Annotated in this window: 26 protein-coding genes; 14 read left to right on the top strand and 12 right to left on the bottom strand. The window is 42.3% G+C overall.

Going from position 1 to position 24,835, the window contains the following annotated elements; translation table 11 throughout:
• Nucleotides 1–159: 159 nt before the first annotated feature.
• Nucleotides 160–1,188, bottom strand: a complete 1,029-nt coding sequence (locus tag C3F22_RS00540; RefSeq protein WP_104425660.1) for a lipase secretion chaperone — start codon at nucleotides 1,186–1,188, stop codon at nucleotides 160–162.
• Between the two features lie 153 nt (nucleotides 1,189–1,341).
• Here C3F22_RS00540 and truB point away from each other — a divergent pair, with 153 nt between their 5' ends.
• From truB to C3F22_RS00555, 3 genes are all read left to right on the top strand, one after another.
• Nucleotides 1,342–2,247, top strand: coding sequence for a tRNA pseudouridine(55) synthase TruB (gene truB / locus C3F22_RS00545; RefSeq protein ID WP_104425661.1), 906 nt, complete (start codon nucleotides 1,342–1,344; stop codon nucleotides 2,245–2,247).
• Between the two features lie 15 nt (nucleotides 2,248–2,262).
• Entirely contained in the window at nucleotides 2,263–3,030 is a 768-nt protein-coding gene (locus C3F22_RS00550; RefSeq protein ID WP_104425662.1) for a sulfite exporter TauE/SafE family protein, read from the top strand.
• A 127-nt stretch (nucleotides 3,031–3,157) separates the two neighbouring features.
• Nucleotides 3,158–3,625 (top strand): hemerythrin domain-containing protein, encoded by a 468-nt coding sequence (locus C3F22_RS00555; RefSeq protein WP_104425663.1) that lies wholly within the window; start codon nucleotides 3,158–3,160, stop codon nucleotides 3,623–3,625.
• A gap of 72 nt (nucleotides 3,626–3,697) precedes the next feature.
• Here C3F22_RS00555 and C3F22_RS00560 read toward each other — a convergent pair whose 3' ends face one another.
• The gene (locus C3F22_RS00560) at nucleotides 3,698–4,582 is read right to left on the bottom strand and encodes an EamA family transporter (RefSeq protein WP_104425664.1); all 885 of its coding nucleotides are present in this window, start codon (nucleotides 4,580–4,582) and stop codon (nucleotides 3,698–3,700) included.
• A 313-nt stretch (nucleotides 4,583–4,895) separates the two neighbouring features.
• Here C3F22_RS00560 and C3F22_RS00565 point away from each other — a divergent pair, with 313 nt between their 5' ends.
• On the top strand, nucleotides 4,896–5,777 hold the full coding sequence (locus tag C3F22_RS00565; RefSeq protein ID WP_004282326.1) for an IS982-like element ISAba9 family transposase: 882 nt from the start codon (nucleotides 4,896–4,898) through the stop codon (nucleotides 5,775–5,777).
• A 118-nt stretch (nucleotides 5,778–5,895) separates the two neighbouring features.
• Nucleotides 5,896–7,026, top strand: a complete 1,131-nt coding sequence (locus tag C3F22_RS00570) for a hypothetical protein (protein WP_104425665.1) — start codon at nucleotides 5,896–5,898, stop codon at nucleotides 7,024–7,026.
• A 45-nt stretch (nucleotides 7,027–7,071) separates the two neighbouring features.
• Here the strand turns inward: C3F22_RS00570 and C3F22_RS00575 are convergent, their stop codons facing one another.
• Nucleotides 7,072–7,938: an EamA family transporter gene (locus C3F22_RS00575; protein WP_104425666.1), complete on the bottom strand. Its 867-nt coding sequence runs from the start codon at nucleotides 7,936–7,938 to the stop codon at nucleotides 7,072–7,074.
• 126 nt (nucleotides 7,939–8,064) lie between these two features.
• Nucleotides 8,065–9,297 (bottom strand): phosphoglycerate dehydrogenase, encoded by a 1,233-nt coding sequence (serA, locus tag C3F22_RS00580; RefSeq protein ID WP_104425667.1) that lies wholly within the window; start codon nucleotides 9,295–9,297, stop codon nucleotides 8,065–8,067.
• A gap of 354 nt (nucleotides 9,298–9,651) precedes the next feature.
• Here serA and C3F22_RS00585 point away from each other — a divergent pair, with 354 nt between their 5' ends.
• From C3F22_RS00585 to C3F22_RS00605, 5 genes are all read left to right on the top strand, one after another.
• Nucleotides 9,652–11,061: an FAD-binding oxidoreductase gene (locus C3F22_RS00585; protein WP_104426972.1), complete on the top strand. Its 1,410-nt coding sequence runs from the start codon at nucleotides 9,652–9,654 to the stop codon at nucleotides 11,059–11,061.
• A gap of 142 nt (nucleotides 11,062–11,203) precedes the next feature.
• Complete coding sequence (locus C3F22_RS00590) at nucleotides 11,204–11,581, top strand: hypothetical protein (RefSeq protein ID WP_004787040.1); 378 nt, start codon at nucleotides 11,204–11,206, stop codon at nucleotides 11,579–11,581.
• A gap of 74 nt (nucleotides 11,582–11,655) precedes the next feature.
• Nucleotides 11,656–12,696 carry a hypothetical protein gene (locus C3F22_RS00595; protein ID WP_158651669.1) on the top strand — a complete coding sequence of 347 codons (1,041 nt, stop codon included), beginning with the start codon at nucleotides 11,656–11,658 and terminating at the stop codon, nucleotides 12,694–12,696.
• Nucleotides 12,697–12,798: 102 nt separating this feature from the next.
• Complete coding sequence (locus C3F22_RS00600; RefSeq protein ID WP_104425669.1) at nucleotides 12,799–14,028, top strand: MFS transporter; 1,230 nt, start codon at nucleotides 12,799–12,801, stop codon at nucleotides 14,026–14,028.
• 370 nt (nucleotides 14,029–14,398) lie between these two features.
• Entirely contained in the window at nucleotides 14,399–15,385 is a 987-nt protein-coding gene (locus C3F22_RS00605) for an IS110 family transposase (protein ID WP_004278529.1), read from the top strand.
• A 94-nt stretch (nucleotides 15,386–15,479) separates the two neighbouring features.
• Here the strand turns inward: C3F22_RS00605 and C3F22_RS00610 are convergent, their stop codons facing one another.
• The 5 genes from C3F22_RS00610 to C3F22_RS00630 all read right to left on the bottom strand — a co-directional run bounded on the left by C3F22_RS00610 (nucleotide 15,480) and on the right by C3F22_RS00630 (nucleotide 20,789).
• Nucleotides 15,480–15,776, bottom strand: a complete 297-nt coding sequence (locus tag C3F22_RS00610) for a DUF3817 domain-containing protein (RefSeq protein WP_004787034.1) — start codon at nucleotides 15,774–15,776, stop codon at nucleotides 15,480–15,482.
• A 127-nt stretch (nucleotides 15,777–15,903) separates the two neighbouring features.
• Nucleotides 15,904–18,006, bottom strand: a complete 2,103-nt coding sequence (gene yccS, locus C3F22_RS00615; protein ID WP_228203595.1) for a YccS family putative transporter — start codon at nucleotides 18,004–18,006, stop codon at nucleotides 15,904–15,906.
• A 205-nt stretch (nucleotides 18,007–18,211) separates the two neighbouring features.
• Entirely contained in the window at nucleotides 18,212–18,754 is a 543-nt protein-coding gene (sodC, locus tag C3F22_RS00620) for a superoxide dismutase family protein (protein ID WP_104425671.1), read from the bottom strand.
• 110 nt (nucleotides 18,755–18,864) lie between these two features.
• The gene (locus C3F22_RS00625; protein WP_034169693.1) at nucleotides 18,865–20,013 is read right to left on the bottom strand and encodes an AI-2E family transporter; all 1,149 of its coding nucleotides are present in this window, start codon (nucleotides 20,011–20,013) and stop codon (nucleotides 18,865–18,867) included.
• 131 nt (nucleotides 20,014–20,144) lie between these two features.
• Nucleotides 20,145–20,789, bottom strand: a complete 645-nt coding sequence (locus C3F22_RS00630) for a ParA family protein (protein ID WP_104425672.1) — start codon at nucleotides 20,787–20,789, stop codon at nucleotides 20,145–20,147.
• Between the two features lie 123 nt (nucleotides 20,790–20,912).
• On the opposite strand from C3F22_RS00630, the gene C3F22_RS00635 reads away from it, so the two are divergent.
• Together C3F22_RS00635 and C3F22_RS00640 are read left to right on the top strand one after the other, a co-directional pair.
• Nucleotides 20,913–21,380 carry a Holliday junction resolvase-like protein gene (locus C3F22_RS00635; protein ID WP_004787020.1) on the top strand — a complete coding sequence of 156 codons (468 nt, stop codon included), beginning with the start codon at nucleotides 20,913–20,915 and terminating at the stop codon, nucleotides 21,378–21,380.
• A 26-nt stretch (nucleotides 21,381–21,406) separates the two neighbouring features.
• The gene (locus tag C3F22_RS00640) at nucleotides 21,407–21,991 is read left to right on the top strand and encodes a hypothetical protein (RefSeq protein WP_104425673.1); all 585 of its coding nucleotides are present in this window, start codon (nucleotides 21,407–21,409) and stop codon (nucleotides 21,989–21,991) included.
• On the opposite strand, the gene C3F22_RS00645 is transcribed toward C3F22_RS00640, so the two are convergent.
• On the bottom strand, nucleotides 21,988–22,614 hold the full coding sequence (locus C3F22_RS00645) for a class I SAM-dependent methyltransferase (protein ID WP_104425674.1): 627 nt from the start codon (nucleotides 22,612–22,614) through the stop codon (nucleotides 21,988–21,990). The genes C3F22_RS00640 and C3F22_RS00645 overlap by 4 nt on opposite strands.
• Nucleotides 22,615–22,794: 180 nt before the next feature.
• Between C3F22_RS00645 and C3F22_RS00650 the strand changes: the two genes are divergently transcribed.
• The gene (locus C3F22_RS00650) at nucleotides 22,795–23,358 is read left to right on the top strand and encodes a hypothetical protein (RefSeq protein WP_034169689.1); all 564 of its coding nucleotides are present in this window, start codon (nucleotides 22,795–22,797) and stop codon (nucleotides 23,356–23,358) included.
• A 223-nt stretch (nucleotides 23,359–23,581) separates the two neighbouring features.
• On the opposite strand, the gene C3F22_RS00655 is transcribed toward C3F22_RS00650, so the two are convergent.
• The gene (locus tag C3F22_RS00655) at nucleotides 23,582–23,914 is read right to left on the bottom strand and encodes a HopJ type III effector protein (RefSeq protein ID WP_034169688.1); all 333 of its coding nucleotides are present in this window, start codon (nucleotides 23,912–23,914) and stop codon (nucleotides 23,582–23,584) included.
• Nucleotides 23,915–24,079: 165 nt separating this feature from the next.
• Between C3F22_RS00655 and crcB the strand changes: the two genes are divergently transcribed.
• Nucleotides 24,080–24,460: a fluoride efflux transporter CrcB gene (gene crcB / locus C3F22_RS00660; protein ID WP_034169687.1), complete on the top strand. Its 381-nt coding sequence runs from the start codon at nucleotides 24,080–24,082 to the stop codon at nucleotides 24,458–24,460.
• A gap of 77 nt (nucleotides 24,461–24,537) precedes the next feature.
• Here the strand turns inward: crcB and C3F22_RS00665 are convergent, their stop codons facing one another.
• Nucleotides 24,538–24,789: a type B 50S ribosomal protein L31 gene (locus tag C3F22_RS00665; protein ID WP_104425675.1), complete on the bottom strand. Its 252-nt coding sequence runs from the start codon at nucleotides 24,787–24,789 to the stop codon at nucleotides 24,538–24,540.
• Between the last annotated feature and the right edge of the window lie 46 nt (nucleotides 24,790–24,835).

Below are 24,835 nucleotides of genomic sequence, written 5' to 3' on the forward strand. Positions count from 1 at the left end.
GAAATGGCTCTGTTAAACTCTCAAAATAGAGGTTCGTTGTTACTGTTTTTATATAAGAGATGAGACAAAAAGAAAGGGAATAAGAGAAGATACTCGACGCCATAGCAGTACTGTTGAGCTACGGCGTCAATGAGCAAAATGAACAATTTTAGCTGAAAATTAATTGGCAAAGGGTAAAGTTCCACCCTGATCATGTACCTGTTCAAATGTACCTACACGAAGCCGTTCTTCAGGGCGCTGGAAATGTTTCTGACGCAACTGATCAACTGCCTGCTGTTTGGCATTTTCACTCAGGCCACTTTTTAGGATGTTGTCGCGCTCGCCCAAGTAGCGAGTCACGTTCGATTTCCAAGTCGCACGTTCATCATCGAGTTTTTCCAGACGCTGGGTCGCTTCAGGACCGACCAGATTCAGTCGCATCTGACGGATTTCTTCCGCAGAACCACCTCGCGCTTTAATATCAGCGGTGAGTTTACGCAGATCTTCCAGTTTATTCAGTTGCTCCAGGTTTTCTTGCCAATCCTGCGGTAACTGTGCGAACAGTTCTTTTAGCTTCTGGGCTTTTTCTGCTTCGCTCAGCTTTTTATCCGCCATGACTGCCATCCGGTCTAAGGTATATTCATGATAGGTATCTTCAGTGCCAAACAGGCCTTCAATTTCATAATCAGAGAAAAAGCGCTTACGCAGATTCTGGGTGCTGGCATAGATACTTCGATAGTAAGCCGGATCTTCTTGATCCAGACCTGCAGGTGGAGTCAGTTCTCCCAAACCTTGACGATACTGGATATAACGATCCCAAAGATCCAGAACTTGTGAGAGTGCAGGATCCTGATAATTTTGTTGAATATAGACTTTAAAATCTCGCTGGATTTGTTCGAGGGTTTTTTCCCCATATTGGGTAATAAAATATTCAAAACAGTTACGGGTCTGTTCATTGACAATCAGGCGATTGCTGGCATCCATCTGCATCTGGCAATTAATTTCCGTATCCTGCTGGCTTGGACTCAGGAATATGTTATTTACGGGGCCATTGGCCAGTGCTGCTGCCTGCTGAGCACTGCTTTCATTGGTGGATTGCGGGCCTGAGACACGTGCCTGTGCTTCATCCCTAGGAGCAAGCCATAGAATCAGGGTAATCAAGCACAATACGATGAGCGCAATCACGATCCATAGTTTATATTTCTGCATATCCTATGCACCTTTATTTTAATTATCGGATTATTTTAAATTTTGCATTCGGCAGAATAGGAGATATTGCACCTTATATGCTGTAGAAAAGTTGTAAATAATTGGCTGGGGTTTTACCATTGCGCCAATTTATAAAATGTCTGACTTTTTGCCATGAAATCCTCATCTCCTAAAATTCAGCGTCGTCATATCAGCGGTGTATTTCTATTGAATAAGCCTCTAGGCATCAGCTCGAATGCTGCATTGCAAAAAGTACGCTGGTTATATCGTGCGCAAAAAGCTGGACATACTGGTGCACTAGATCCCTTGGCCTCCGGTCTTTTACCGATCTGTCTAGGTGAGGCGACCAAGTTTTCGCATTATCTGCTGGATTCAACCAAACGTTACCAGACCACAGTTTTTCTAGGACATAGCACTACGACAGGTGATGTCGAAGGGGAAATTCTGCTGGAAAAGCCAGTCCCTGAACTGAATGAAGAGTTGATTCAGGAGACAATTGCCAAGTTTGTTGGTGAGATCCAGCAAGTGCCACCGATGTATTCGGCTCTGAAAAAAGAAGGTCGTCCGCTGTACGAGCTGGCGCGTAAGGGCATTGAAATCGAACGTGAAGCACGTCCAATTACCATTTATGCAATTGAGCTTTTATCTTTTACTGAAAATAGCATTACGCTGGATGTGACCTGTTCCAAAGGTACTTATATTCGGGTACTCGGCGAAGATATTGCCGAAGCACTCGGTACTTATGGTCATCTGACTTATCTGCACCGGATTCAAACCGGTCATTTTGACCTTATTCCAAGCTATACCATTGAATATCTGGAAAGCTTGACTGAGGCAGAACGTGAAGCACTATTACTGCCAGCTTATGCACCGGTACAGTATTTCCCGCAGATTCAGGCACCGGAAGGCCGTGCAGAATATTTTAGCCGGGGTATGGAAAGTAATATCGACCATCCGGCAGAGCCACAGGTGCTGGTTTTTGATGGCGAGAAATGTTTAGGCCTGGCTGAAATCACGGATAAAAAACGTCTGGTACCTAAACGTGTTCTTAATCTCTAGGCGCGTTGAATAACAATGGACATTGAGATTATCCTCAGTCTGGTGCTTTTTGCCTTTATGGCCGGAGCGATTGACGCTGCCATCGGTGGGGGTGGTCTGATCCAGATCCCGGCGATTATGAGCAGTCTGCCGCAGCTGCAACCTGCCACAGTATTTGGCACTAACAAGCTAGCCTCTATTTTCGGTACAGGCTCGGCAGCCTTTTCCTATCTTAGACAGGTCAAGCTGCCATGGGTTTTACTTGGTGTAATTGCGCTGTGCAGCTTTATTAGCTCATTTATTGGAGCAGCCAGTGTCACCTTGATTCCGGTGGATATTCTCAAGCCTTTTGTGCTGATCATGCTGATCGTGATTGCGATTTATACCTTCATGAAAAAGCAGTTCGGACGGGTACATGTCGAGCAAAAGCTGAATAAAAAGATGCTGATACTGGCAGCATTAGGTAGCCTGGCTATCGGTTTCTATGACGGAATTTTTGGCCCAGGCACGGGCAGTTTCTTTATCTTTTTCTTTATCCGTTATCTGAGCGTGGATTTCTTGCATGCCTCAGCTTTATCGAAAATTGCCAATTTCACTACCAACTTGGCGGCACTGAGTTTCTTTATTCCTACAGGTCATGTGCTGTTTCTAGTCGGTGCCATGATGGCGGCTGCCAATATTTGCGGTTCACTATTAGGAGTTAAACTGGCCTTTAAATATGGCAGCGGTTTTATCCGGATTCTGTTTCTGATCCTGGTCAGTTTGCTGATATGCCGTATGGCTTATCAGATGTTTTTAGCCTAAAAATAGATGTAAACTATTCTCAATATTAAAGTTTTTTATACAAATTCGCCTTATAAATATTCCTGACCATTTGCCGGTTTCACTCTATGCTGGAGCAAAGGCATGACAAAAACAGGAGAAAAATTACATGACCACCATTTTTGAAGCATTAAGGGAAAGTCATGAAATCCAGCGTGATCTGGCAGAAAAATTACTGCAAACTTCGGGGGATTCGCCAGAACGTCGTGAGTTGTTCAAGCAGCTGAAGAATGAACTGTTTGCGCATGAAACCGCAGAAGACCGTTACTTTTATATTCCCTTGATGATGACAGATCCCGGCCTGAACATTACCCGTCACGCCTTGGCAGAACATCATGAAATGGATGAAATGATTGAGGAACTGACTGAAACTGAATTTAGTAGCCCAAGCTGGATTGCAATTGCCAAGAAACTGTCAGATAAGGTACATCATCATTTGAAAGAAGAAGAGCATGCTTTCTTCCAGCAGGCCGGAAAAATTCTGGGAGATGAACAAAAACAGGCTTTAGCGGATCGGTACAAAACTGAATATCAGCGTTATAAAGAAATGAAAAAAGACATGCTGGTTAAAAGCTAATATTTAAATTTATTTAAATTCAATTTTTCATGACAAAAAAAGATGGCCAGAGTGCCATCTTTTTTTATTTATTCAGCTTTCTATTTTCCGGGTTTTATATTGCTGTCGTGCTTCCCGCATGGTCACGCCAACTGAAGCCAGCATAATACAAACCAGTGCGACGGTTTGAAGTAGCGTAATTTTTTCACCCAGCAAAATAAAACCTACCAGTGCCGCCAGAGCTAGAGACAGACTGGAAAGCGTACCATAACTGGTTTTATTCAAGTGCTGGAGCGCTTTTAAATCCAGCGCATAAGGAATGGCTGTTGCCAGCACTGCAATAGTAATGGCCTTGCCCCAATATTGAGTATCAATCAAAGCAGAGGTGTTGTTATATAGGCCGATTGGTAGTAAACACAGGGCTGAAATACTGATGGCAATCGTCAGTGCATGCATCCCGATTTTTTGCTGTACTACGCGTTGCCCAAAATAGATATATAGGGCCCAGCAGAGGCCGGCCCCTAAGGCGCAGGCTGCACCAAACAGGTCAAAGTTACTGCTATTGGCTTCCCCCCATGGCACCATCAGCACAATACCTAAAATTGCCAGTAGCACCCAGACATAGTCCTTACGGTTCTGAATCGAAATTAAGGCCAGTCCTAGCGGGCCAATAAATTCCAGTCCGACTGCAATCCCTTGAGGAAGTTTCCCTAGCGACATATAGAACAGGATATTCATCACGCCCAGAGAAGCGCTATAGCAGAGCAGATCCTGCCATTTCAGGAATTGTAAACGTCGAATAACTTTCCAGGAACGGAACATGATACAGACAATAATGGCGGCAAAGCAGAGTCTTAAAATAGTGACGGTGATCGGGTCAAGCACCAGGAAAAGTTGCTTGGCGAAGGATGCACTGATCTGGTATGAAGTCATGGAGAGAACCATGTACAACACAGCAAGAAGTTGGACGTTTGGCATGGGAGAAACTACTTATACCAGAAGGGTATAATCGAGATACAGAAGAAAGCGGAAGTATATCAAACTGGTTAATTTTTGATGACTAGGGCAGAAGAATATTTTGTGAATACGAAGCAGATTTTGGATCAGTGGATTTAAATTTTTGATTTTATCCCCCACCGAAAAAATTAAATTCAACGTTAATTGTTGATGAGATTGTGGTTACAAATTAATCAATTTTTAATTTGATCACCCCAATCTCAACTTTTTAAGTGATTGAAATAAAAAGGACATAACCCTATTTTAGTTTCCACCAAGAAATTAAAGCAAAGTTATGTCCATTGAAGAATTTATCATTTTTGTCTATGTAATCATAGAAGAACTTTATCCCATTGTTGTTACTCAGCCCCTGAGAACTCGTGGTTTTCCGCCTGCTGTTACTGATGCAGAAATCATCACTATGCAAATAGTAGGTGAATTTCTTGGTTTAGATACAGACAAAAATATTTGGATGTATTTCAAAAACAATTGGTTAGAATGGTTTCCAAAATTAGGATCTTATCCCAATTTCTGTAAACATTGTGCAAACCTGTGGCATGTCAGTCAATCCATTATGGCACAGCTCATTCAGCGTTATGGTTCAGATAACATTCACTTTATTGATGGCTTCCCACTCCCTGTCTGTAGTTATACCAGAGCTAGAAAGCATAAAAACTTTAAAGAATACGCAGGTTTTAGTTATTGTGCTGCAAAACAAGAAAAATATTATGGTTTCAAAGCTCATATCGTCATTAATCTTTCAGGCATGATTTCGGGTTATACCTTTGCACCTGCTCATTGTGATGAGCGAGATGTTGCACCTGAAATTACGAATGATATTTACGGTTTACTGGGAGCAGATAAGGGCTATTTAAGACCAGAATTGAAACGATATTATGAATATCAGGGTATTGATTTACAAACACCCTTTAGAAAAAACATGATAGATTTCAGACCTAAAGAGACACTGCAAATACTGATGAAAGCCAGAAGAAAGATTGAAACAGTGATTGGTCAATTAACAGATCGCTTTCACATTCAGAAAGTGAGGGCAAAAGATCTATGGCATTTAACCCACCGCATAACTCGTAAAATTCTGTCGCATACAATTTGTGTGGTGCTAAATAAAAAGCTTGGTCATTCACCAATTCAATTCGAAAATCTTATTTTAAGTTGAGATTGGCGTTTTGATCTTAATTTTATATTTATTAAAATGGCTTAGACCTCATGATTTGGGTCAACTTTAAAATAACAATGAAAAATAAAACGATCAAAAAATAATAAGGTAGATAATAATGAAATTAAGATTACTCTCTTGTGCTGTCTTGAGCCTTATGCTGACTGCATGTGGTGGCTCTGATTCTGATAATAACGAGCCAGTCGCAGGCCAACCAACCCCAACCAATCCTGGAACCCCGGATAATGGTGATGGAACATCAGATACGATTTCTGAATTCTATACCTATCAGTTCAACCTGCCGAATATTGATGCTTCAGATATGGAGTCGGAAAAGCTTCTATTGGCCAGTCATAAAAATAAAATCACTGACGGCATCTTGTATGCAGATGATAACCGGACTGTTGATACTGAATATGATCTTGATGAAGATATGACCTTCCCAATTTATGTCACAGAAAAAGGCGTATTCCCTGCAGATCGTGCCCGTACAGCATTAGGTTATAAACTGGAAAAAGTACTGGAAAATACTTCTGAACAATTTACCAGTCGTCCCGTCACTATTCCGGAAAATAACATCAGCAATCATCGACACCTGGAGTGGTATGACCTGTCAGGTAAAGCATTAACTGAACGTACCAATATTGCTGTCGTGAAGATGTATGACGATACCGAGACCAGAGTTTTCTTTAATACTGATACCACGGATGCTGAACGTAAATATTACAATCAATTTGCTACCAATTTTGTCGGTTTACAGAAGGCGCGTACTTTCCCGAACGGATCTAAATGTTTCCGTATTCTGGCGGAACATCCTGAGGAAGAATTTATTGAATTTGATCCGGATATCAAAACTGGCTATCGTACACTGGCTGAATGGCAGACAGGCGAGTCTGTTCAAGAGATGGCGAAAACCATTTTAGATGGCACGATGGCTAACCTGAAATTTAAAAAAGCCGAATATAAAGACGATGCGCAGCAATATTATAAATACTTTGGGGCGATCGAATATCAGGGTGAAATTTATTCCAGTACTTTCTCGGAACATGGAGAGCATATTGATCATGCCGATTATATTGCTCAAGCAAGAAAAGCTGCCTTGGACAATTTAAGGGAAGAGGGTGCAACTCCTCTAATGCTCAAATGGACAGATTACCTGTATGACCATCTTGCTTCGGCATGTGATGGCTATAATGTGACAGCAGCTACAACATTAAATACAGCTATTAAGGATGCAACGCCACGCTAAAATTAAATAGGTCATTTAAAAAAGGCGCTTGAGCGCCTTTTTTATTTAGTGCTTTCTTCTTTGTGTCATCACCGTACAGCCAATCGATGCACTGATAATAGTGGCCAGTGCCAGCCATTGTGTCCACAATAAAGTTTCGCCTAAGAATACAAAACCGGAGAGTGCTGCAACCGCAGGTTCCAGGCTCATTAGAGTGCCAAAACTCAATGCGGTTAAATTACGCAGTGCAATCATTTCCAAAGTAAAGGGTAAGGCACTGGCAAGTGCAGCCAAAATAACAAAATACATGAGGCTGCTTGGCTCAAACACATGAGCAGGCATTCCCGCAAATAGGGCAATCGGCATCAGCACCAGCATGCCGACGAACATGCCCAGACACACGGTATGATTCCCTGATACACCCGAAGGTTTTTGTCCGGCCACGATATACAGTGCCCAGCAGGAACCTGCACTTAAGGCAAACAGGATGCCAATCGGGTCAAGCGGTTGTGCAGCCTGATCAAAGGGAAACAACAGAACCAGCCCCAGAATGGCCAATCCTACCCAGATAAAATCAAATTTCTGCCGGGCATAAAACAGGGCAACACTTAAAGGGCCAATAAATTCAAAAGAGACTGCGATTCCAATCGGCAATCGATCAATTGCCAGATAAAACAGCATATTCATGCCAGCTAATGCCAAGCCATAGCTGATAATGGCTGGCCATTTGACCTGGCGGAAATTGATCTGCCAGACTTTAAAAATGAGCGCCAGAATCAATGCACCCAATAGCAGGCGCATGGCAGAAACGGTCAGGATCGGGAACTGGCCAAACAGATATTTGGCAAAGGAGCCGCTGCTCTGCATGCTGATCATCGCGATCAGCAGAATCAGCGGCGCTTGCACCATAGGTGCAATTTTAAGATTTGGCATGACTAAATTTGTTTCGATTTCTCGAAGAGCGGAAGAGCAGCATCAGCTGAGTAAGGCTTAAAAATAAAAACCTTTAAGCAATAAAAAAACCACAGCCCGAAGACTGTGGCTTTTTAAAAACCTGAATTAGAACAATACGCGAACGCGGATTGTACCTTCAAGGTTGTGTAAAGTATCGAGTGCTTCTTGAGATGCAGTTGCGTCTACATCCATCACCAGGTAACCCACATCGCCTTTGGTCATTAAAGTCTGACCAGAGATGTTGATGCCGTGTGCAGCAAACAGGTTGTTGATCTTAGACAGCACACCCGGAATGTTTTTGTGGATATGAAGCAGACGGTGTTTGCCTTCAGTTAATGGAAGCGCGATTTCTGGGAAGTTCACCGCAGAAAGCGTCATACCTTTATCTGAATAAGCTACAAATTTCTCAGCAACTTCCAGACCGATGTTCGCCTGAGCTTCCATGGTAGAACCACCCACGTGTGGAGTCAGGATCACATTTGGAATGTTACGTAATGGAGAAACAAATTCTTCACCATTTGCTTTAGGCTCTTTAGGGAATACGTCAACCGCAGCACCTGCAAGGTGGCCAGATTTCAATGCTTCAGCCAGATCTTCGATCACCACACATGTACCACGTGCTGCATTGATGAAGATAGAGCCTTCTTTCATTTGCGCGAATTGTTCTTTAGTCATGAAGTTACGTGTAGACGGAACATCAGGAACGTGAATAGAAACAACATCAGCATTTGCAAGAAGTTCGCCCATTGTGCCGACCTGACGTGCATTACCGAGTGGTAATTTAGTCACTGTGTCGAAATAGATCACTTTCATACCCAGGCTTTCAGCAAGAACAGAAAGTTGTGAACCAATTGAACCGTAACCAACGATACCTAAAGTCTTACCACGAGTTTCGAACGAACCTACAGCAGATTTGTTCCAGCCGCCTGCATGTGTATCTGTAGATTTTTCAGGTACACGGCGAAGCAGAAGAATCGCTTCAGCAAGTACAAGTTCAGCAACCGAACGTGTATTTGAATATGGTGCGTTGAATACCGGAATACCGCGACGCATTGCTGCATCCAGGTTCACCTGGTTAGTACCGATACAGAAACAACCTACCGCGATCAGTTTGTTCGCAGCTTCAAACACTTCTTCAGTGAGCTGAGTACGGGAACGGATACCAATGAAGTGTGCATCTTTAATCGCTTCTTTCAGTGCTTCACCCTCAAGCGCTGTTTTGCGATAGTCGATATTGGTATATCCAGCTGCATTCAATGTGTCGATTGCGTTCTGGTGAACGCCTTCTAACAATAGAAAACGGATTTTATCTTTAGGTAGAGATAGATGTTGGCTCATTACGGCTCCGCTACAAAGGCCAAATTTAGTCGCCGTATAATAGCACAGGAATGGGGCGGTTATACATTTCCTTGATGACTACAATATCAGCTATTTTTGCAAGTGATAGTAGTGAAAATGATAGAACTGGTTGAATTAAACTATCATTTTCAAAGGTATATTATCAAAATTGTCATTTTTTAAGGGAAAGCCCCAAAAATAGCTTATAATATTGCGCCATGCTGTTTAAGCTGCCAGTTTTGGTGCTTTAATCATCATGTTTCGCCTGCTTTGTATACAGTTTTTAATGCCTGAAAAATATACAAATAAACTGGCGAGGTCTCTCTTGTTTAATTCATGCTAGGTCTGCAAACGATGAATGCTCCAGTCGCTTTAACCCCAGAGTTATTGACCCAATTGACTGCAATTGTGGGTGAAAACCGTATTAAAACTGATGCGGACAGCCTCCAGAATTGGGGTCGTGATCATACCAAACACTTTGATCCAAACCCATCGGTCATCGTTTTCCCATCTTCGACTGAACAGGTTCAAGCAATTGTGAAGCTTGCCAATCAGTTCAATGTTGCAGTGACTCCATCAGGTGGTCGTACTGGTCTTTCTGCAGGTGCTGTCGCTGCGAATGGCGAGATTGTGGTGAGCATGGACAAGATGAACCAGATTCTGGAATTCTTCCCGGCAGACCGTATGGTGCGCGTACAGGCAGGTGTGGTGACTGAACAGTTGCAAAACTATGCTGAAGAGCAGGGCATGTATTACCCGGTTGATTTTGCCTCTTCTGGTTCAAGCCAGATCGGCGGGAACATCGGAACCAATGCTGGCGGGATTAAAGTGATCAAATACGGCATGACCCGTAACTGGGTGCTTGGCCTGACTGTGGTGACTGGTAAAGGTGATGTACTGCGTCTAAACAAAGGCATGATCAAGAACGCGACTGGTTATGCGTTACAACATCTGTTTATCGGTGGTGAAGGTACCTTAGGGTTAGTCACTGAAGCAGAAATCAAACTTGAGCGTCAGCCACACAACCTGCAAGTGCTGGTACTGGGTGTACCTGATTTTGATGCGATCATGCCAGTATTGCATGCCTTCCAGGCGAAAATCGACCTGACTGCATTCGAGTTCTTCGGTGAGCTGGCAATGCAAAAAGTACTGGCCAATGGTCACGTACAGCGTCCATTTGAAACTGAATGTCCATTCTATGTATTGCTTGAGTTTGAAGCGCCGTTTGAGCCGATTATGGACAAGGCGATGGAAATCTTCGAGCACTGTATGGAACAGGGTTGGGTGCTGGATGGCGTGATGAGCCAAAGTCTTGAGCAAGTACACAGCTTATGGCGTCTGCGTGAAGACATTTCTGAGTCGATTGCTCCATTTATTCCATACAAAAATGACATCTCTGTACTGATCACTCACGTACCGGCATTCATTAAAGAAATCGATGCAATCGTGAATGAAAACTACCCAGACTTCGAAATCTGCTGGTTTGGTCATATCGGTGACGGTAACCTGCACTTGAATATCCTGAAACCGGCTGACCTGACCAAAGATGAATTCTTTGCGAAATGCCAAGTCGTGAACAAGTACGTATTTGATACTGTGAAAAAATATGACGGTTCAATTTCTGCGGAACATGGCGTGGGTATGACCAAGAAACCTTATCTTGAATACACCCGTTCAGCTGAAGAAATCGAATATATGAAAGCCTTGAAAAAAGTGTTCGATCCAAATGGCATCATGAACCCAGGCAAACTATTCGATCTTTAATCAGAATAGATTTACAAAAGCGCATCGAAAGGTGCGCTTTTTTTATTGCTCTGTAACTGGACTTACAGAGTCTAAATAGCGTTAAGCTGAAAAGCCCGGCATGATAATTTCTGCATAATAAAGATAATCTGGGTTAAACAATATGTTACGGTTATTGGCGGTTACAATTTTAGGTCTGGGTGTGATGACATCAGGTTGTACAACCACCCAGAAAGTGATTGCAAAAGTGCAGTCTTCTTCAGATACACCTTTGGATCAGGTGCTTAAAATGAGGCCTGACCTGCGTGAAGAACTGGCAACAGTCGAGATTCGTCAGTTCTTTAATCGTGTTGAGTCACCGACAGTTGGACAGGTGAAAGTAACTGAAACAGGTTTGATGGATGACTCGGTGAGATCAATTCAGACCATTTATCATTTTAGGAAAGAAGAGAAAAACTGGAAAATGCACAATACTGAAAAGCTCTATCAGTGTGTACGCGGTTCAAATACCAAAACTTTCCAGAAAGCAGTCTGTCCATAATAATGTTTGATCTTTAAACAAAACTTCGTTAAAAGCGTATCTTCAGGATGCGCTTTTTTGCTTTTTGGGGCGATATGAAAAACGATATTAATATAGAAACTGTGCTTAGTAATATAAGTTATGAACTACAAAAATTATTTGATTCTGCCCCATACAATACTTTTGATTACTTAGATTTAGTACAGCTTCTTATTCTCTATAGATTTGAGGAGTTTTCTAAACGGCTAGAACAGCATACCGATTTATTAGAGTCTTTACTAACTAGATTAAAATACGCGAATCCTCATTTCAATTTAGATGAAGTCTTTGAAGCAGAAAGAACTGCAAGAAAAGTATTAGGGGTATTTGATAGCCAGTATAAATTCGCTGATACTGATGAATTAGATTTCCCTTTAAATATAGATAAAGATAATTTAGAAAGAAGCTATAGAAAAATAAACAGACAACTATTTGATATACATAAAGAACAATTAAGAATTTCTTTTAATAATGAAGATGTTTTGAAATTACAGAGTGAAGCTAATCAATTAGTTGAAGAGTTAAGAGTAAAGAAGTATTTATTAAATCAGGATATAGACAATAAAAATAATAGCTTAATTAAAAAATTATATGATGAAATTCATGAGGAAGAAGTTTCGATAGCAAACAAATATAGAAATTGGGCTTTAGGTATTTTTGCAATTATTGGAACAATATTGATATTGGGTTTTCTTAACATCTCTATCCAAAATTGGAATCATTTAAGAGATAGTACCTATATTCATATTCCACTTGGTTGGGAAAGTCTAATCAAAACATTGATGCTTTTTAGCTTAACTACACCTGCTTGGTACTTAGCTCGTGAATCTTCTAAACATCGTAAAGTGGCATATAAAGCCAGAATGTTGGGAACTGAACTCGCTTCTTTCCCACTTTATGCCCGTGAATTTAAAGATGAGGATCGTTTAGAACTTCGGAAACATTTAGCAGATCGTTTCTTTGGACAGGAACTTTATAACGATTCGAAAGCTGATTCAAATTTTGATAATTCGTTGGAACAAGTCAAATTACTGACAGAGGCAAATAAAGTTTTAGCTGAATCTTTTAAAATGAAGAAATCGGTTGAGAACAGTTAAAGTTCAAAATACTTTAAATCCGATCTCTGCTAAAATTATTCTTCTCTATTTTAGATAAAGTTCGGTCTGCTATTAATGGGCAGACTGGCAATAACAACTCCCATGCAAAACGCCCAAACCCACAAACTGACCCGTGCCACACTGATGTTTCCTCTGGCACTGGTGCTGTTTGAATTCTCCGTCTATATCTGTAATGATCTGATCCAGCCGGCCATGTTGGCCATTACCCGTGATTTTGGCGTAAGCAGTTCCTGGGCACCATCTTCTATGTCCTTTTTCCTGTTAGGTGGGGCATTTGTTGCCGCAATTTTAGGACCCTTATCAGACCGATTAGGCCGTAAAAAAGTCCTGCTCGGTGGCGTAGCTTTTTTTGTAATCTGCTGTCTGGCGATTTTACTCACACCGAATATTCAAAGCTTTCTGTTCCTGCGCTTTTTACAAGGTTTTGGCTTGTCCTTTATTGCTGCTGTGGGTTATGCCGCGATTCAGGAAAGTTTTGAAGAACGCGATGCCATTAAAGTCATGGCACTTATGGCCAATGTCTCCTTGCTGGCACCACTTTTAGGGCCAGTAGTCGGTGCCTTTATGATTGACCATGTCTCATGGCACTGGGGTTTTATCGGCATTGCCTGTCTGGCATTTCTGAGCTGGTTTGGACTAAAAGCGAAGATGCCGAATCCGAATATCAGTATTCCCAAACAGCCACTCAGCTATATTATCGATGACTTTAAACAGGTCCTGAAAAATAAGCGTTTTGTGATTATGACCATGGCATTGCCACTGGTGAGCTTGCCATTGATGTTATGGATTGCCTTATCTCCCGTGATTCTGGTTGAAGAACTAGGCTTGAGCAGCATGCAATATGGCCTGGCTCAGTTTCCGGTATTGGGTGGCCTGATTCTGGGCAATATCATTCTGCTAAAAATTATCGACAAGATGCCGCTCGGTAAAACAGTGATGCTGGGTGTGCCATTGATGTTGTTTGGAACCATTTTGCTTTTAGTGGGAATGCTGATTTCGGATTATTTTCTGCATTGCCTGATTATCGGTACGACTTGTATCAGTCTGGGAGAGGGGATCAGCTTTTCGGTATTGTACCGTTTTGCCCTAATGTCTTCTGAAGTGTCTAAAGGCACGGTTGCGGCAACAGTATCCATCTTGATGATGCTGAGTTTCTTTATCGTGATTGAAGTGGTCAGAATTGCTTATGAAGCTTTTGATCTTTGGGCTTATTGCGGTGCCTCGTTTATTTTAATTGCGCTGTGGTTTAGCTTGCCACGTATGCAGCTGAAACAGGTGATGTTGGAAAGAAAAGGGCGAGGGGAGTTTTAAAAGAATTCCTTTCTCTTAAATATTTAATCGAATGAAGCTATTTACTTTATTTGCCTCAAATAAAAGTATTGAATGTTCTCTCTCCCTATGGGAGAGAGTGAGAGAGGGAAATATTAATAAAATAACCTCACCCTTGCGCAGCAGTGCTGCTTGTATCTTGATTGATATAGTGATTAGCTACCACTATACGCAAATTGTAGAGTTTGGAGTGCTGCTAAAATCTTAAATTTGAACCTGAGATAAAACCTACAATTTGCCCTTATCCCTCATACAACTCTGAACGGTAACTAAGCACTTTGATGCTGTATTCACAAGGTAAGATGATGGTTAATGGGATAAAAATCATAGCTTAAACTCAAGGAATATCACCATGATTATGCTAGGTATTGATGTCAGTAAAACCAAAATAGATTGTTGCATTTTCCCTCAAGGTTTGACTGGAAAAAGAAAAAATAAAATATTTACTAATACAGAAAGTGGCTTTGGCAGTCTGCTCAAATGGCTCATCACTCTTAAAATTGAACCTGATCAAGTGACAGCAATCATGGAAGCGACTTCGGTTTATCATGAGAATTTGGGATATTATCTATATGATGCAGGTGTAAAGGTTTGTGTGGCTAATCCTTCACGAGTAAGAGCCTTTGCCAAAGGCATGTCCATGCTAAATAAAACGGATAAAGCTGATAGTGAAGCTCTTTCACGTTATGGTTACACCGCAAAGTTAATCATATGGCAGCCTGAACCTGAAAATGTCAGATTATTAAAAGCTTTACTAGGCAGACGAGATGTCTATCTAGGTAGTCTATTGCAGGAAAAGAATCGACTTGAAAAGGCGCAGTCCACTCATACCTCCGTTGTTGTGATTAAATTACTTGAAGAGAATATTGAGTATTTAAATCAGCAACTTGAACATATTGATAAGTTAATAAATAATCACATAGATCAAGATCCAACATTGAAACAGGATTTGAAATTACTGCAAACTATTCCTTCAATCGGTGAACGATCAGGCTTATTACTGTTGGGGTTATTTCATTCGCACAAGTTTGAAAAAGCAAGTCAAGCTGCTGCATATGTAGGTTTGGTTCCAGTACATCAGTTGTCTGGCAGTTCAGTCAACAAGCAAAGTCACTTATCAAAAGCAGGTGACAGTAAAATACGCTCAGTATTGTATATGTCAGCATTAACAGCGATTAAATATAATCCACACATTGAAGCTTTATATCAACGATTATTAAGCCAGGGTAAAAATAAAATGTGTGCTTTAGGTGCTGCAATGCGCAAGCTTATACATCTGTGTTATGGTGTTTTAAAACATCAGACTGCCTATCAAAGAGATTATTTATTGGTCGAATAATCTCAAAACCTGATTGACTACCAAGACGGTATCTCATCTCCTAAAAGGCGAGGGAACGTCCATGATTGATTTAATAATGATTAGAATCCAAAAGTTAAGCTTCAGCCGGCTGCTCCAACTTCTTTAATTTCATATCAAAGATAAATGGTCCAAACGGCAGAATCGACGCGATCAAGCCCAGAATAAACATACTCAGAGACCATTTCTGTTTTTCGCAGACCGCAAATAACACCACAAGAAAAAGCACGAAAAGAACGCCGTGACCCATGCCGATATATTTTACCAGAATCGGGTTATCCATCATGTACTTGACCGGCATGGCAATAAATAACAGCAGCAGAAATGAAATACCTTCAAGCAATCCAACCAGACGCAAAGTTTTAATATTCACGCGCGCTCACTCTTCTATGTTCTATTCAATCAGGCTTGAGTGTACCCAATCTACCAATTTAAGCAAAATGAAATTTATAGGATAAAATTAATTATTTTAAATACTTATATCCTAGTGCTCCGCTTGGTTATTTGATTTCAACTGCCAGTAATTGCTGTCTTAGAGACAATAATTCAGGCAAGGTTTCCAGTAACAGACTGATCTGTTTAAGTACCAGCAGCAGGTGGGTGGAAATATGTTCCTGCTGACTCAGCTGCCGGATTTCTGACAATTGGCCTTGAATGTCCTGCTGCGGTACATTTTCAGGATTTGATAGGGCAGAGGTTAAGGTCTGCTGACAGGCAGAGAGCAGTTGCAGAATTTGCGGATCAGATACCTGTTCACGATGGCTACCCAATGCGGAAATATAACTGAGCTGACTGTGACTATAAACCAGATAACGAAAGGCATTGCGAATCAGCACCGGATCTGGATTTGGTTCGGTACTCAGACTGGAAATCATATTGGAAAGGTCAATCTGGGCATTGTGGGCCAAACGACGTGCTGTCCGATAAGCAATGCTGTTATTTTTGCCATGCTGATATTGCTCCAGAATAGCCAGTAAATAGTTCAGCGTCGCTTGGGAGGATTTTTTGATATTGCTGGAAATATTACGGAAATTCCAATCCGGCCAGATACAACTGACCGCCAGCCAGGCAATTAGACAGCCAATTAGGGTATCGATAATTCTCGGCAGAATGACAGCATAGCCTGCGCCTTTCAGATTAAAAATCAGCAGTACCACCAAGGTTGCCATTAATGTGGCCATAGCATATTTCTTGGAGCGCAAATAGAAAAAGCCGACACCGAAAATAACTGTGAGCAGCAATTGGCCTTCAATACTTGGCACAAAATACAGGATCGGAATTCCCAGAACGACCCCAAGTAGAGTACCTAAAGTCCGCAGTTTTAAACGGCTTTTGGTAGCGAAATAACTGATCTGGCAGACAAATAAACTGGTCAGCAATATCCAGTAGCCATTTTTGGCAAAGGGCAATAGGGAAATTGCATAGCCAACCAGAAAGACCAAAGCGATCCGCACCGCATGACGAAACAGCGCCGATTGTGATCCCAGATGGGGTTTTAATTTCAGCCAAAAATCCGCGGGTCCACGCAGGTCATCATCAAACAGGCTGGAATCATCAAAATGTTTTGGATAATCCGGACGGTAAATGGCTTGTCCATCCTGCAAATGTTGCAGCTGTTCATGCACACTCAGCAGATTGCTCAGAATGAGCTGTAAGTTTTTTACCTCAATATTCTGTGGATGCTGGGCAATCCAGTCCTGCATGGAGGCTTCTAATGCTTTAAGCGCCAGCTGATGCTGTTCAGGAAGCTGATAAGTTTCATTACGTAATACGCAAGCGGCTAGTTGCTGGCAGGCAAGCGCCTGTAAGTGAATATTTTTCTGAATCCGAAAGATCAGATCGGTACGGCTAAAATGCTGGTGAATCTGCTCATAATACAGATAGTTAGCAGTTGCCTGCTCATGAATATCCTGAGTCAGAAAATAAAGATTCAGCCAGTAAATAGTTTTATGATTTGGGCGCGAGGCTTTGAGCCGAGTCAGTAAAGAATCTTTGGTGCGGTTAAAGCTTTCAATGACTTGGGTATTTTTTAAGGAAAGTTCATAAAGCAGCGGTTCGACATTATTCTGATTATCGGGATCAAATAATTTGGCTTTGGTCGATAGCAGTTCGGCCATCTGTTGTAGGTTGATGGACAGATTTTCCTGAACCTGTAAAGTTGGACGAATCAGATAAAATAGGATAGAAGTCAGGCCATACCACAGCACACCAACTACAAAATAAAGCGGCTGTTCGTACCAGTGCGCATATTCTCCCAAGCCAAACATAGTGTAAATGGACAGCAATACAGTGCCAAAAGAAATGGTGGCATAACGCTGTCCTAAAGCCCCCATCAAGATAAATACGGCACTAGAAAGTGATAGCCAGAGTGCAAACCAGACTTTATAGGGATGCAGAAATTCCAGCATGCTACTGACTGCAAAAAACAGCAGCATGACCAGCCCCAGATTGCGTAGCCTTAAACTTAAACGGTCATCAAAATCGGTCAGGGCAGTAGCAATTGCCCCTAAAGTAACCGGAACAATCAAAGTCTCATAGCCGAGAAGTTTTAGACCAAAAGTCGTTCCTGAAAGCACAATAAACATCTGCAAACAGTAAGTCATCAAGGCACTGGACTGAAAAGGCAACAGGGCTTTTTTAAGTATGTGCTGAAGAGGATGCAATATGGAATCTGAGCTATTCACAAGAATATGATCCGTGGTATTTGACTGCCGGTTTTGAATGCAATTTAAGCGCCAATTTCAAAAGAAATATCTACTAAAAAACGGGCAAGAAGCCCGTTTTTGAATGCTAATAATCTGTAATAAATCAGATTACGCCACATGCAATACGTTCACCGCCACCGCCTAATGGCTGCGGTTCATCTGAATAGTTATCACCGCCTGCATGGACCATGATGGCACGACCCTGAACATCTGCCAGTTTCAGGCGTGGCGCAAGCAGAGTCACACGTGCTGTACCATCAGTGTTTACTTTAAGGGCTGGTAAGTCACCCAGATGACCCGTCATGGGTGTGCCATGATGAGGTGCCTGATTTGGATTGTAATGGCTACCTGCAGCCAGTGCTGCGCCCATCTTGCCGTCTTTCATGGCAGGTGCACATGAACCATTTTCATGAATGTGGAAACCACGCTCACCCGCAGGAAGCTGTTTCAGATTAGTACGAATCACCAAGCCAGCCGGGCTGTCACTCAATAATACGGTACCAATCGATTCACCAACGCCTTGTGCAGAAACTGCATTCAGGGTCACGGTTTTAACATTTTCAGTCGAAGTAGAGGTTGAAGCGCAACCGGTAAAAAGTGCGGCACTGACTGCGCACAAAGCTGTAAGTTTAAATAATGAAGACATAATTATCACACCTTGATCTTTATTCTGCTTTTCAGAATCTATTGAAACAGAGCAAGACCAAGAGCACTATAGAAAATCAGTACTTAAATGTTTTAATTTGTTTAAGCCAGTCAGTCTTGTGATTTCGGTGCCTTGTTACGGCGCAGACGGAATTTTTTCTTCGGTTCAACCTCATGCGCCATAGTGGCTTTAGGCATCATCAAAGGTTCGTTCAGGTTGCTTTCATGCAGCCATTCACGCCAGATGGCCAGTAGTACGGCCAGAATCACCGGTCCAATAAAGACACCGACCAGACCAAAGCTGGCAATACCACCCAAAACACCAAACATAATCAGCAGGAATGGAATCTGTGTTGCACCCGAAATGACCAGTGGACGAATCACGTTGTCCGCTGTACTCACAATACAGACACCCCAGACCATGACGCCAACGGCTTCAATGGTTTGTCCTTGCGAGAACAGCCATAGCGAAACTGCACCATAAGCAACGGGAGGGCCAAAAGGAATTAAAGCAAAAATAAAGGTAATAATGGTCAATACCATCGGGTTCGGTACGCCAGCTACAAAGTAGCTGATACCTGCCAGCAAAGACTGGGCAATTGCTGTTAAACCTACGCCATAGACCACCGCACGTGTGGTATCTGAAATCGTCGCTAGATAATGATGAATACGTGGACCGACTACCATCTCAAAGGCTTTACGCACCTGATTCAGAATGGTATGACCATCACGATAGAAGAAGAATAATGACAGCACGGCAAAACACAGCTTGAAGACATTTTTACTGATTTCATTCAGTACAACTTTACCGTAATTCAGATGACCCTGAATCCAGACGGAAATGGTCTGTGCAATACTGTTTGGATCGGCATTTATCTCATTCAGGGTACGGGTAATTTCCTTACCTACAAGTGGCAGGCCACGAATAAAATCTGGAACGCTAAGATGACCTGAGAATACCTGTTTTTGCAATTCAAAATACAGGTTCCGACCTTCGTGCTGCAGCATAAAAATGGCAAAAATAAAAGGTAGACCAAACACCAGAATCACACCCAGAATCATAATAGTCGCACTCAGTGTCGGCCGATTGCCACTCATTCTTAAGATCGACTGATACAACGGCCAGGTCATGTACGCAATAATGGCTGCCCAAACTACAGGAATGATGAAATACTTGAGTATGTGAAAACTCAGAAAAATCAGAATGAAAAACAGTCCAAATAATAAGACTTTTTGTAGTGTGGGCGCGTATTGTTGCACTGAATTTAGAAGCTCATTTTTTTAGGTCATGTCAGGCATATTAACTGAAAAAAAAGCGATCGAAAACGATAGTACAGGAAGTAGTACGATTATTTTCCTAAGAATAAAAAGAAGAGGCAAAAATAACAGAACTAGAACCATTGGCTTGGATCGTCAATAATGGCATTCAATAAAGGTTGCCATTGATCCTGTAATTCCCGGTACATCTTCTGCTGTTTGTCAAAAATAGACAGGCCTTGCATGGCCAGCCGGCTATAGGGTGCCCGTTCAGAAATCCAGGCAACCGGTTGCTGATCAATTTTATTAAAGAATTGCTGAATGTCCTGATTACTTGCTGCATTAGGTTTGGTTCTGTTCGCGAGGAGCAGAATTTCAACCTTGCCTTTACGGATGCATTTAATGTCCTGCAAATGCTTGAGAAAACGGCGTGTAGAATCAATATCAAAAAATGAAGGCTGCAGCGGGGTAATGATGGCATCTGCTTCACTAATTAGCTGTTCGGCATGATCTTCAGTCAGCGCTCCGGGTGCATCGATAATCAGATATTCCAAGTTTTTCGGCGTATCCCCAATCGATTTAGCATTCCGCCAGTCCAGACTCTGAATCGGCGCGGCATCTTTCGGGCGATGTTTCAACCATTGCAAGGTCGATTTCTGGCTGTCCGCATCAGCCAGAGCAACTTTATAACCCTTTTGTGCCAGGGCAGCTGCCAGGCTAATTGCAGTAATGGTTTTACCACAGCCACCTTTCTGATTTGCAACTAAAATAGTTTTCATGACCTGGGATGATTTAATTCTGCTCCCGCCTAGCATATCATTCTTTGCAGGCTTACTGGATGGCAGACCCTTTCAACTTCAGTCGAAGGTAGGCAGCAAAATAAAGCAGATTAGGAAGATTGAATGTCCATTGGAATGGCTATGCTGATTGGTGCCTGTATTGGAGTGGTTTTAACTACCCTGATTCTGGGCCAGACGCGAAATGGTCGAATTAAAGCAGAATATGAACAATATATTGCCGAGCTGGAGCTGGAACATCAGCAAGCTTTAGTTGCTGCACAAAAACGCAGTGTGAATACCAGTCGTGCGGTACTCAAAGGCAAAATGGCCGAGCAGTTGGCACCGATCATGCCAGAGTTTCAATATCTGCCTAGTGATGCCAAATTTTTAGGTGATCCGGTGGATTATGTGGTCTTTGATGGTTATACCGATTTTCGTGACGGTGAGGGGCTGGCTGAAGATATTGAAGTAGTGTTGATTGATATTAAAAGTGGGGGTGCACGTCTGACCAAAGGCCAGATGGCAATTGCTCAAGCCATTCAGGAAGGGCGGGTACGTTTTGAGACCATCCGGATTGATTTTGAAGACTGAAGGACAGCAAGCTTCAACGCTACACTATGGATAAACTGATTATTGCCGCAGCACTGTTTGCGCTTGGACTATGGATCTGGTCGGAATACTTTCGGGCGATTCCGAATCTGGAGCAGGCCGGAGTACTCAAAAATTTTCAAGTAGAATCGATTGAGCCGCATCAGGCTGAATATCGCGTACTGGCCAAACAGTATTATGGGCCTGAGCGCCGTACCATTCATCCAGCCAGTCCGGTGGTGGGAAGTTTTAATGATCTGGCTTATGTCAGCAATATTGATCTGTTACTGGCAGCACCAAATGTGGCGAGTGGCTTATTTAAATCATTCAAGCTTGAGCAGGACAGGCGTTGTTTGAATATGACCGCTACAGACGCACAGGCCAATCCTGCGAACATTCAACCTCATTTGCTGAACCTGAGTGTGATTGCCGCCAGCGAAGCTGTTGCCAATAAGGTTCGCCGTTTAAAAGCAGATCAGCGGATCTGGCTGCAAGGTGACTGGGTACAGGTCAAATCAGCGACCAGCCAGCAAGAATTTCAGGTTGGAAAAGGCAATCCAAGATCAGCCCAATGCCGTCTGTTCAGAATAACTGATTTAAAAGTGCTGGATTAAAGCGGTTTATGTACTCGTGCCAGCAGCATACGCTGACCAATCTTTGGAATACCTTCGGCATCGATATAATGAACTTCATCCAGTTCAAACCCGGCCTCTAAAAGAGCGGTTTCAATATCCCGATTAAGATGACAGCCATTTGCCACTTTCTTCTGAATCGGGGTGAGTAAATGCTGTAAGCGCTGAATGTTGAGATGCTCTCGGTTTAACACATGCTCAACCAGATGAAAATGGCCGCCTGGCTTCAGAACCCGGTAAATTTCATGCAGACTTTGGTGCAGATCTGGAATACTGCATAAGGTCCAGGTTGATACGATATTTTCCAGACTATTCTCTGCAAAAGGCAGGGCTTCTGCACGGGCCTGAATCTGTTCGACTGCAAAAGGGCTTTGACTGATGCGCTGCTCAGCCAGTTTAAAAATGTCCAGGTTAGGTTCCAGCGCATAGACTCTATCGACGGCCTGATAAAAAGGCAGATTCAATCCTGTACCGAAGCCAATTTCCAGGACTTCACCTGTAATAGGCAACAATAATTCGCGGCGTAAATCCATCAGGGATGGGGTCTGCATGACCTGATTTAGCAAATGTGGAAAAATATGTTGTTGATAGAATTTATACAGCATGGTCGCATTCAAATTATTTTTAGACAGGCTTAGATTAACCGAAAATAATCAGATTAGCTAAAGCCCTCCGCTCACCAAAATTGATCAACTTGTTACTAATTTCAACTATTTATTCATTAAAAAAATCGTACTATCAAGCAAGATATTCTTGAAAAGATTTGATGGAATAAAGACAGAATTATGTTCAAACATCTTCGATACTATGCTTTGGCGGCCAGTCTTTTACTACCGCTTTATGGTCACACTTCTGTAGACCATAATGTTGCCAAAGGACTGCCACCGATGGCTAAAGACCAATCTATTTCAGTCTTGCAGCCGTTTAAAGGTGATTTCCGCATTCTGGGATCAAAAATTTATAGCGACGATGAGCAGGCCAAGTTCTCTCCGATCGATTATGCGGTGAGTTGGGGGCTGTTTGCACAACCTGAAATTGCCCGGCACATTACAGTCAACCAGTATAACCGTTACCTGAACTGGAAAATGGATCGCGTGCCAGTGCCTATTGAACAGGCTAAACAGATGGTATCCAATATGCACATCATCCCTGCCAATCCACAAATTGCCAAAGCAATTAAACAGGTAAAACGGGGTGACTTGGTGCGTTTGCAAGGGGAACTGGTGGAAGTACGTGATAAAGACCTCGTCTGGAAATCCTCTTTAACTCCAACCGATACCGGTGATGGCGCTTGTGAAGTGTTTCGGGTCAGCTCAATCAAGTGGATTGAGAAAGTGGGTAAAGGTTAAAACTGGAAAACTTATGGCTTTCTGAAAGGGTCGCTTGGAGTGCTTCAGGGTGACCAGGCTTTATTGATATTTAATTTATTTTTAGCCTTATAGTTTTTCATTTTTAAAGTGAACTACTTCTTCCAAAAAATAATTTTAATCTTAAATATGAATGTCATCTTGTTCTGTTATTTTGATATAAAAAACCGCCAGAAATAGACGGTTTTTTATTTTAAAGACATGCTTATTTGGCAACCAGTGCTTCACCTTCAAAGGCAATGCCATCCCAGCCATTTTGCATGAACTGGCGGATATTCTGATGATCCGTTGCTTCTGGTGTGGCCAGTACAGCCGCATAGTGTTCTGCAAACAGGCTCAAGGTTTGTGCCTGATCCAGACCATTCAGTTTGGCAAATGAAAATACTTTGGCACTGCCTTGGTTTTCAGTGGCAGCATTAGCCTGTTGGCCATTTTTAAAAGCAGTAGGTGTATGAGCATAGTGCGCATCGATATATGCAATCACATCTGCAAATTTAGCTTCGCCCGCAGCCAATTGAGCCAGTAATTCCTGAACCATGTGGATTCCCTCTAACTTAAATCAATTTGAATGGCGTCGAATATACCAATTTTTTGGCAAAGGTCCATGTTCATTCTGCAATTTTAGGTGCATGATGTTATGCATTATTCTCGTCCCACATGGTGGCTGAGAAAAGGTTTAAGATCGAATAAAGACGGAGTAGACATGAACTGGCTTTTGGTGGCAATGGGCGGGGCAATCGGGGCAACACTGCGTTATGGAACAGGAATGTTGATTGCCAAGCCACAGATGCTATTTCCGTGGCCGACCTGGTGGATCAATATTATAGGCTGTCTGTGTGCCGGAATTTTCTTTGCCTTTAGCCAGAAATATAGTTTCCTGCAAACTGAAGCACGGCTATTTTTGATGGTAGGCATCTTGGGCGGCTTTACGACTTTTTCCAGTTTTGGACTAGAAACCTTTCAGCTGCTTAAGCAGGGTGCAGTCACGATCGCCCTCAGTTATGTGATCTCTAGTATGATTGTCGGAGTATTGATGCTGGGTGTGGGCTTCTATTTAACTCAGCTGGCTTTAGCGCAGGCATAAAAAAGTCAGGAAATTGGAGGTAATTTCCTGACATAAACCGCGATTTAAATTGAGAGTAAAAATCGGAGGTTTTAAGTTTAACCACGTTTAAAACGGGCAAAACGTTTGTTAAAGCTCGCTACGCGACCTTCATTACTGGTTTGACGTTGCTCACCGGTATAAAACGGATGTGAAGCACTCGAAATATCCAGGGTGACATAAGGATAGGTCTTACCTTCATATTCCTTGGTCTGGCTAGAAGTCATGGTGCTGCCAATCACGAAGTAGGCATCAGCATTGGTGTTATGAAATAAAACTTCTCGATATTCGGGATGAATGTCTGGACGCATCGTAATATTCCTCTTGTAATTTAAGAGTAATGTTATAATGTAACAT

The sequence above is a fragment of the Acinetobacter sp. ACNIH1 genome (genome assembly GCF_002934695.1).
In the GTDB taxonomy this organism is placed as follows: domain Bacteria; phylum Pseudomonadota; class Gammaproteobacteria; order Pseudomonadales; family Moraxellaceae; genus Acinetobacter; species Acinetobacter variabilis.

Coding starts and splice junctions, on each gene's coding strand:
- C3F22_RS00600 (WP_104425669.1), top strand. CDS start 12,799: ATGCAAAACGCCCAAACCCACAAACTGACCCGTGCCACACTGATGTTT.
- C3F22_RS00655 (WP_034169688.1), bottom strand. CDS start 23,914: ATGGTTCAGGAATTACTGGCTCAATTGGCTGCGGGCGAAGCTAAATTT.
- C3F22_RS00550 (WP_104425662.1), top strand. CDS start 2,263: ATGGACATTGAGATTATCCTCAGTCTGGTGCTTTTTGCCTTTATGGCC.
- C3F22_RS00650 (WP_034169689.1), top strand. CDS start 22,795: ATGTTCAAACATCTTCGATACTATGCTTTGGCGGCCAGTCTTTTACTA.
- C3F22_RS00605 (WP_004278529.1), top strand. CDS start 14,399: ATGATTATGCTAGGTATTGATGTCAGTAAAACCAAAATAGATTGTTGC.
- C3F22_RS00565 (WP_004282326.1), top strand. CDS start 4,896: ATGTCCATTGAAGAATTTATCATTTTTGTCTATGTAATCATAGAAGAA.
- C3F22_RS00575 (WP_104425666.1), bottom strand. CDS start 7,938: ATGCCAAATCTTAAAATTGCACCTATGGTGCAAGCGCCGCTGATTCTG.
- C3F22_RS00540 (WP_104425660.1), bottom strand. CDS start 1,188: ATGCAGAAATATAAACTATGGATCGTGATTGCGCTCATCGTATTGTGC.
- C3F22_RS00645 (WP_104425674.1), bottom strand. CDS start 22,614: ATGCTGTATAAATTCTATCAACAACATATTTTTCCACATTTGCTAAAT.
- C3F22_RS00570 (WP_104425665.1), top strand. CDS start 5,896: ATGAAATTAAGATTACTCTCTTGTGCTGTCTTGAGCCTTATGCTGACT.
- C3F22_RS00630 (WP_104425672.1), bottom strand. CDS start 20,789: ATGAAAACTATTTTAGTTGCAAATCAGAAAGGTGGCTGTGGTAAAACC.
- truB (WP_104425661.1), top strand. CDS start 1,342: ATGAAATCCTCATCTCCTAAAATTCAGCGTCGTCATATCAGCGGTGTA.
- C3F22_RS00555 (WP_104425663.1), top strand. CDS start 3,158: ATGACCACCATTTTTGAAGCATTAAGGGAAAGTCATGAAATCCAGCGT.
- C3F22_RS00640 (WP_104425673.1), top strand. CDS start 21,407: ATGGATAAACTGATTATTGCCGCAGCACTGTTTGCGCTTGGACTATGG.
- C3F22_RS00635 (WP_004787020.1), top strand. CDS start 20,913: ATGTCCATTGGAATGGCTATGCTGATTGGTGCCTGTATTGGAGTGGTT.
- C3F22_RS00595 (WP_158651669.1), top strand. CDS start 11,656: ATGAAAAACGATATTAATATAGAAACTGTGCTTAGTAATATAAGTTAT.
- sodC (WP_104425671.1), bottom strand. CDS start 18,754: ATGTCTTCATTATTTAAACTTACAGCTTTGTGCGCAGTCAGTGCCGCA.
- C3F22_RS00585 (WP_104426972.1), top strand. CDS start 9,652: ATGAATGCTCCAGTCGCTTTAACCCCAGAGTTATTGACCCAATTGACT.
- crcB (WP_034169687.1), top strand. CDS start 24,080: ATGAACTGGCTTTTGGTGGCAATGGGCGGGGCAATCGGGGCAACACTG.
- C3F22_RS00560 (WP_104425664.1), bottom strand. CDS start 4,582: ATGCCAAACGTCCAACTTCTTGCTGTGTTGTACATGGTTCTCTCCATG.
- serA (WP_104425667.1), bottom strand. CDS start 9,297: ATGAGCCAACATCTATCTCTACCTAAAGATAAAATCCGTTTTCTATTG.
- yccS (WP_228203595.1), bottom strand. CDS start 18,006: ATGACTTACTGTTTGCAGATGTTTATTGTGCTTTCAGGAACGACTTTT.
- C3F22_RS00665 (WP_104425675.1), bottom strand. CDS start 24,789: ATGCGTCCAGACATTCATCCCGAATATCGAGAAGTTTTATTTCATAAC.
- C3F22_RS00590 (WP_004787040.1), top strand. CDS start 11,204: ATGTTACGGTTATTGGCGGTTACAATTTTAGGTCTGGGTGTGATGACA.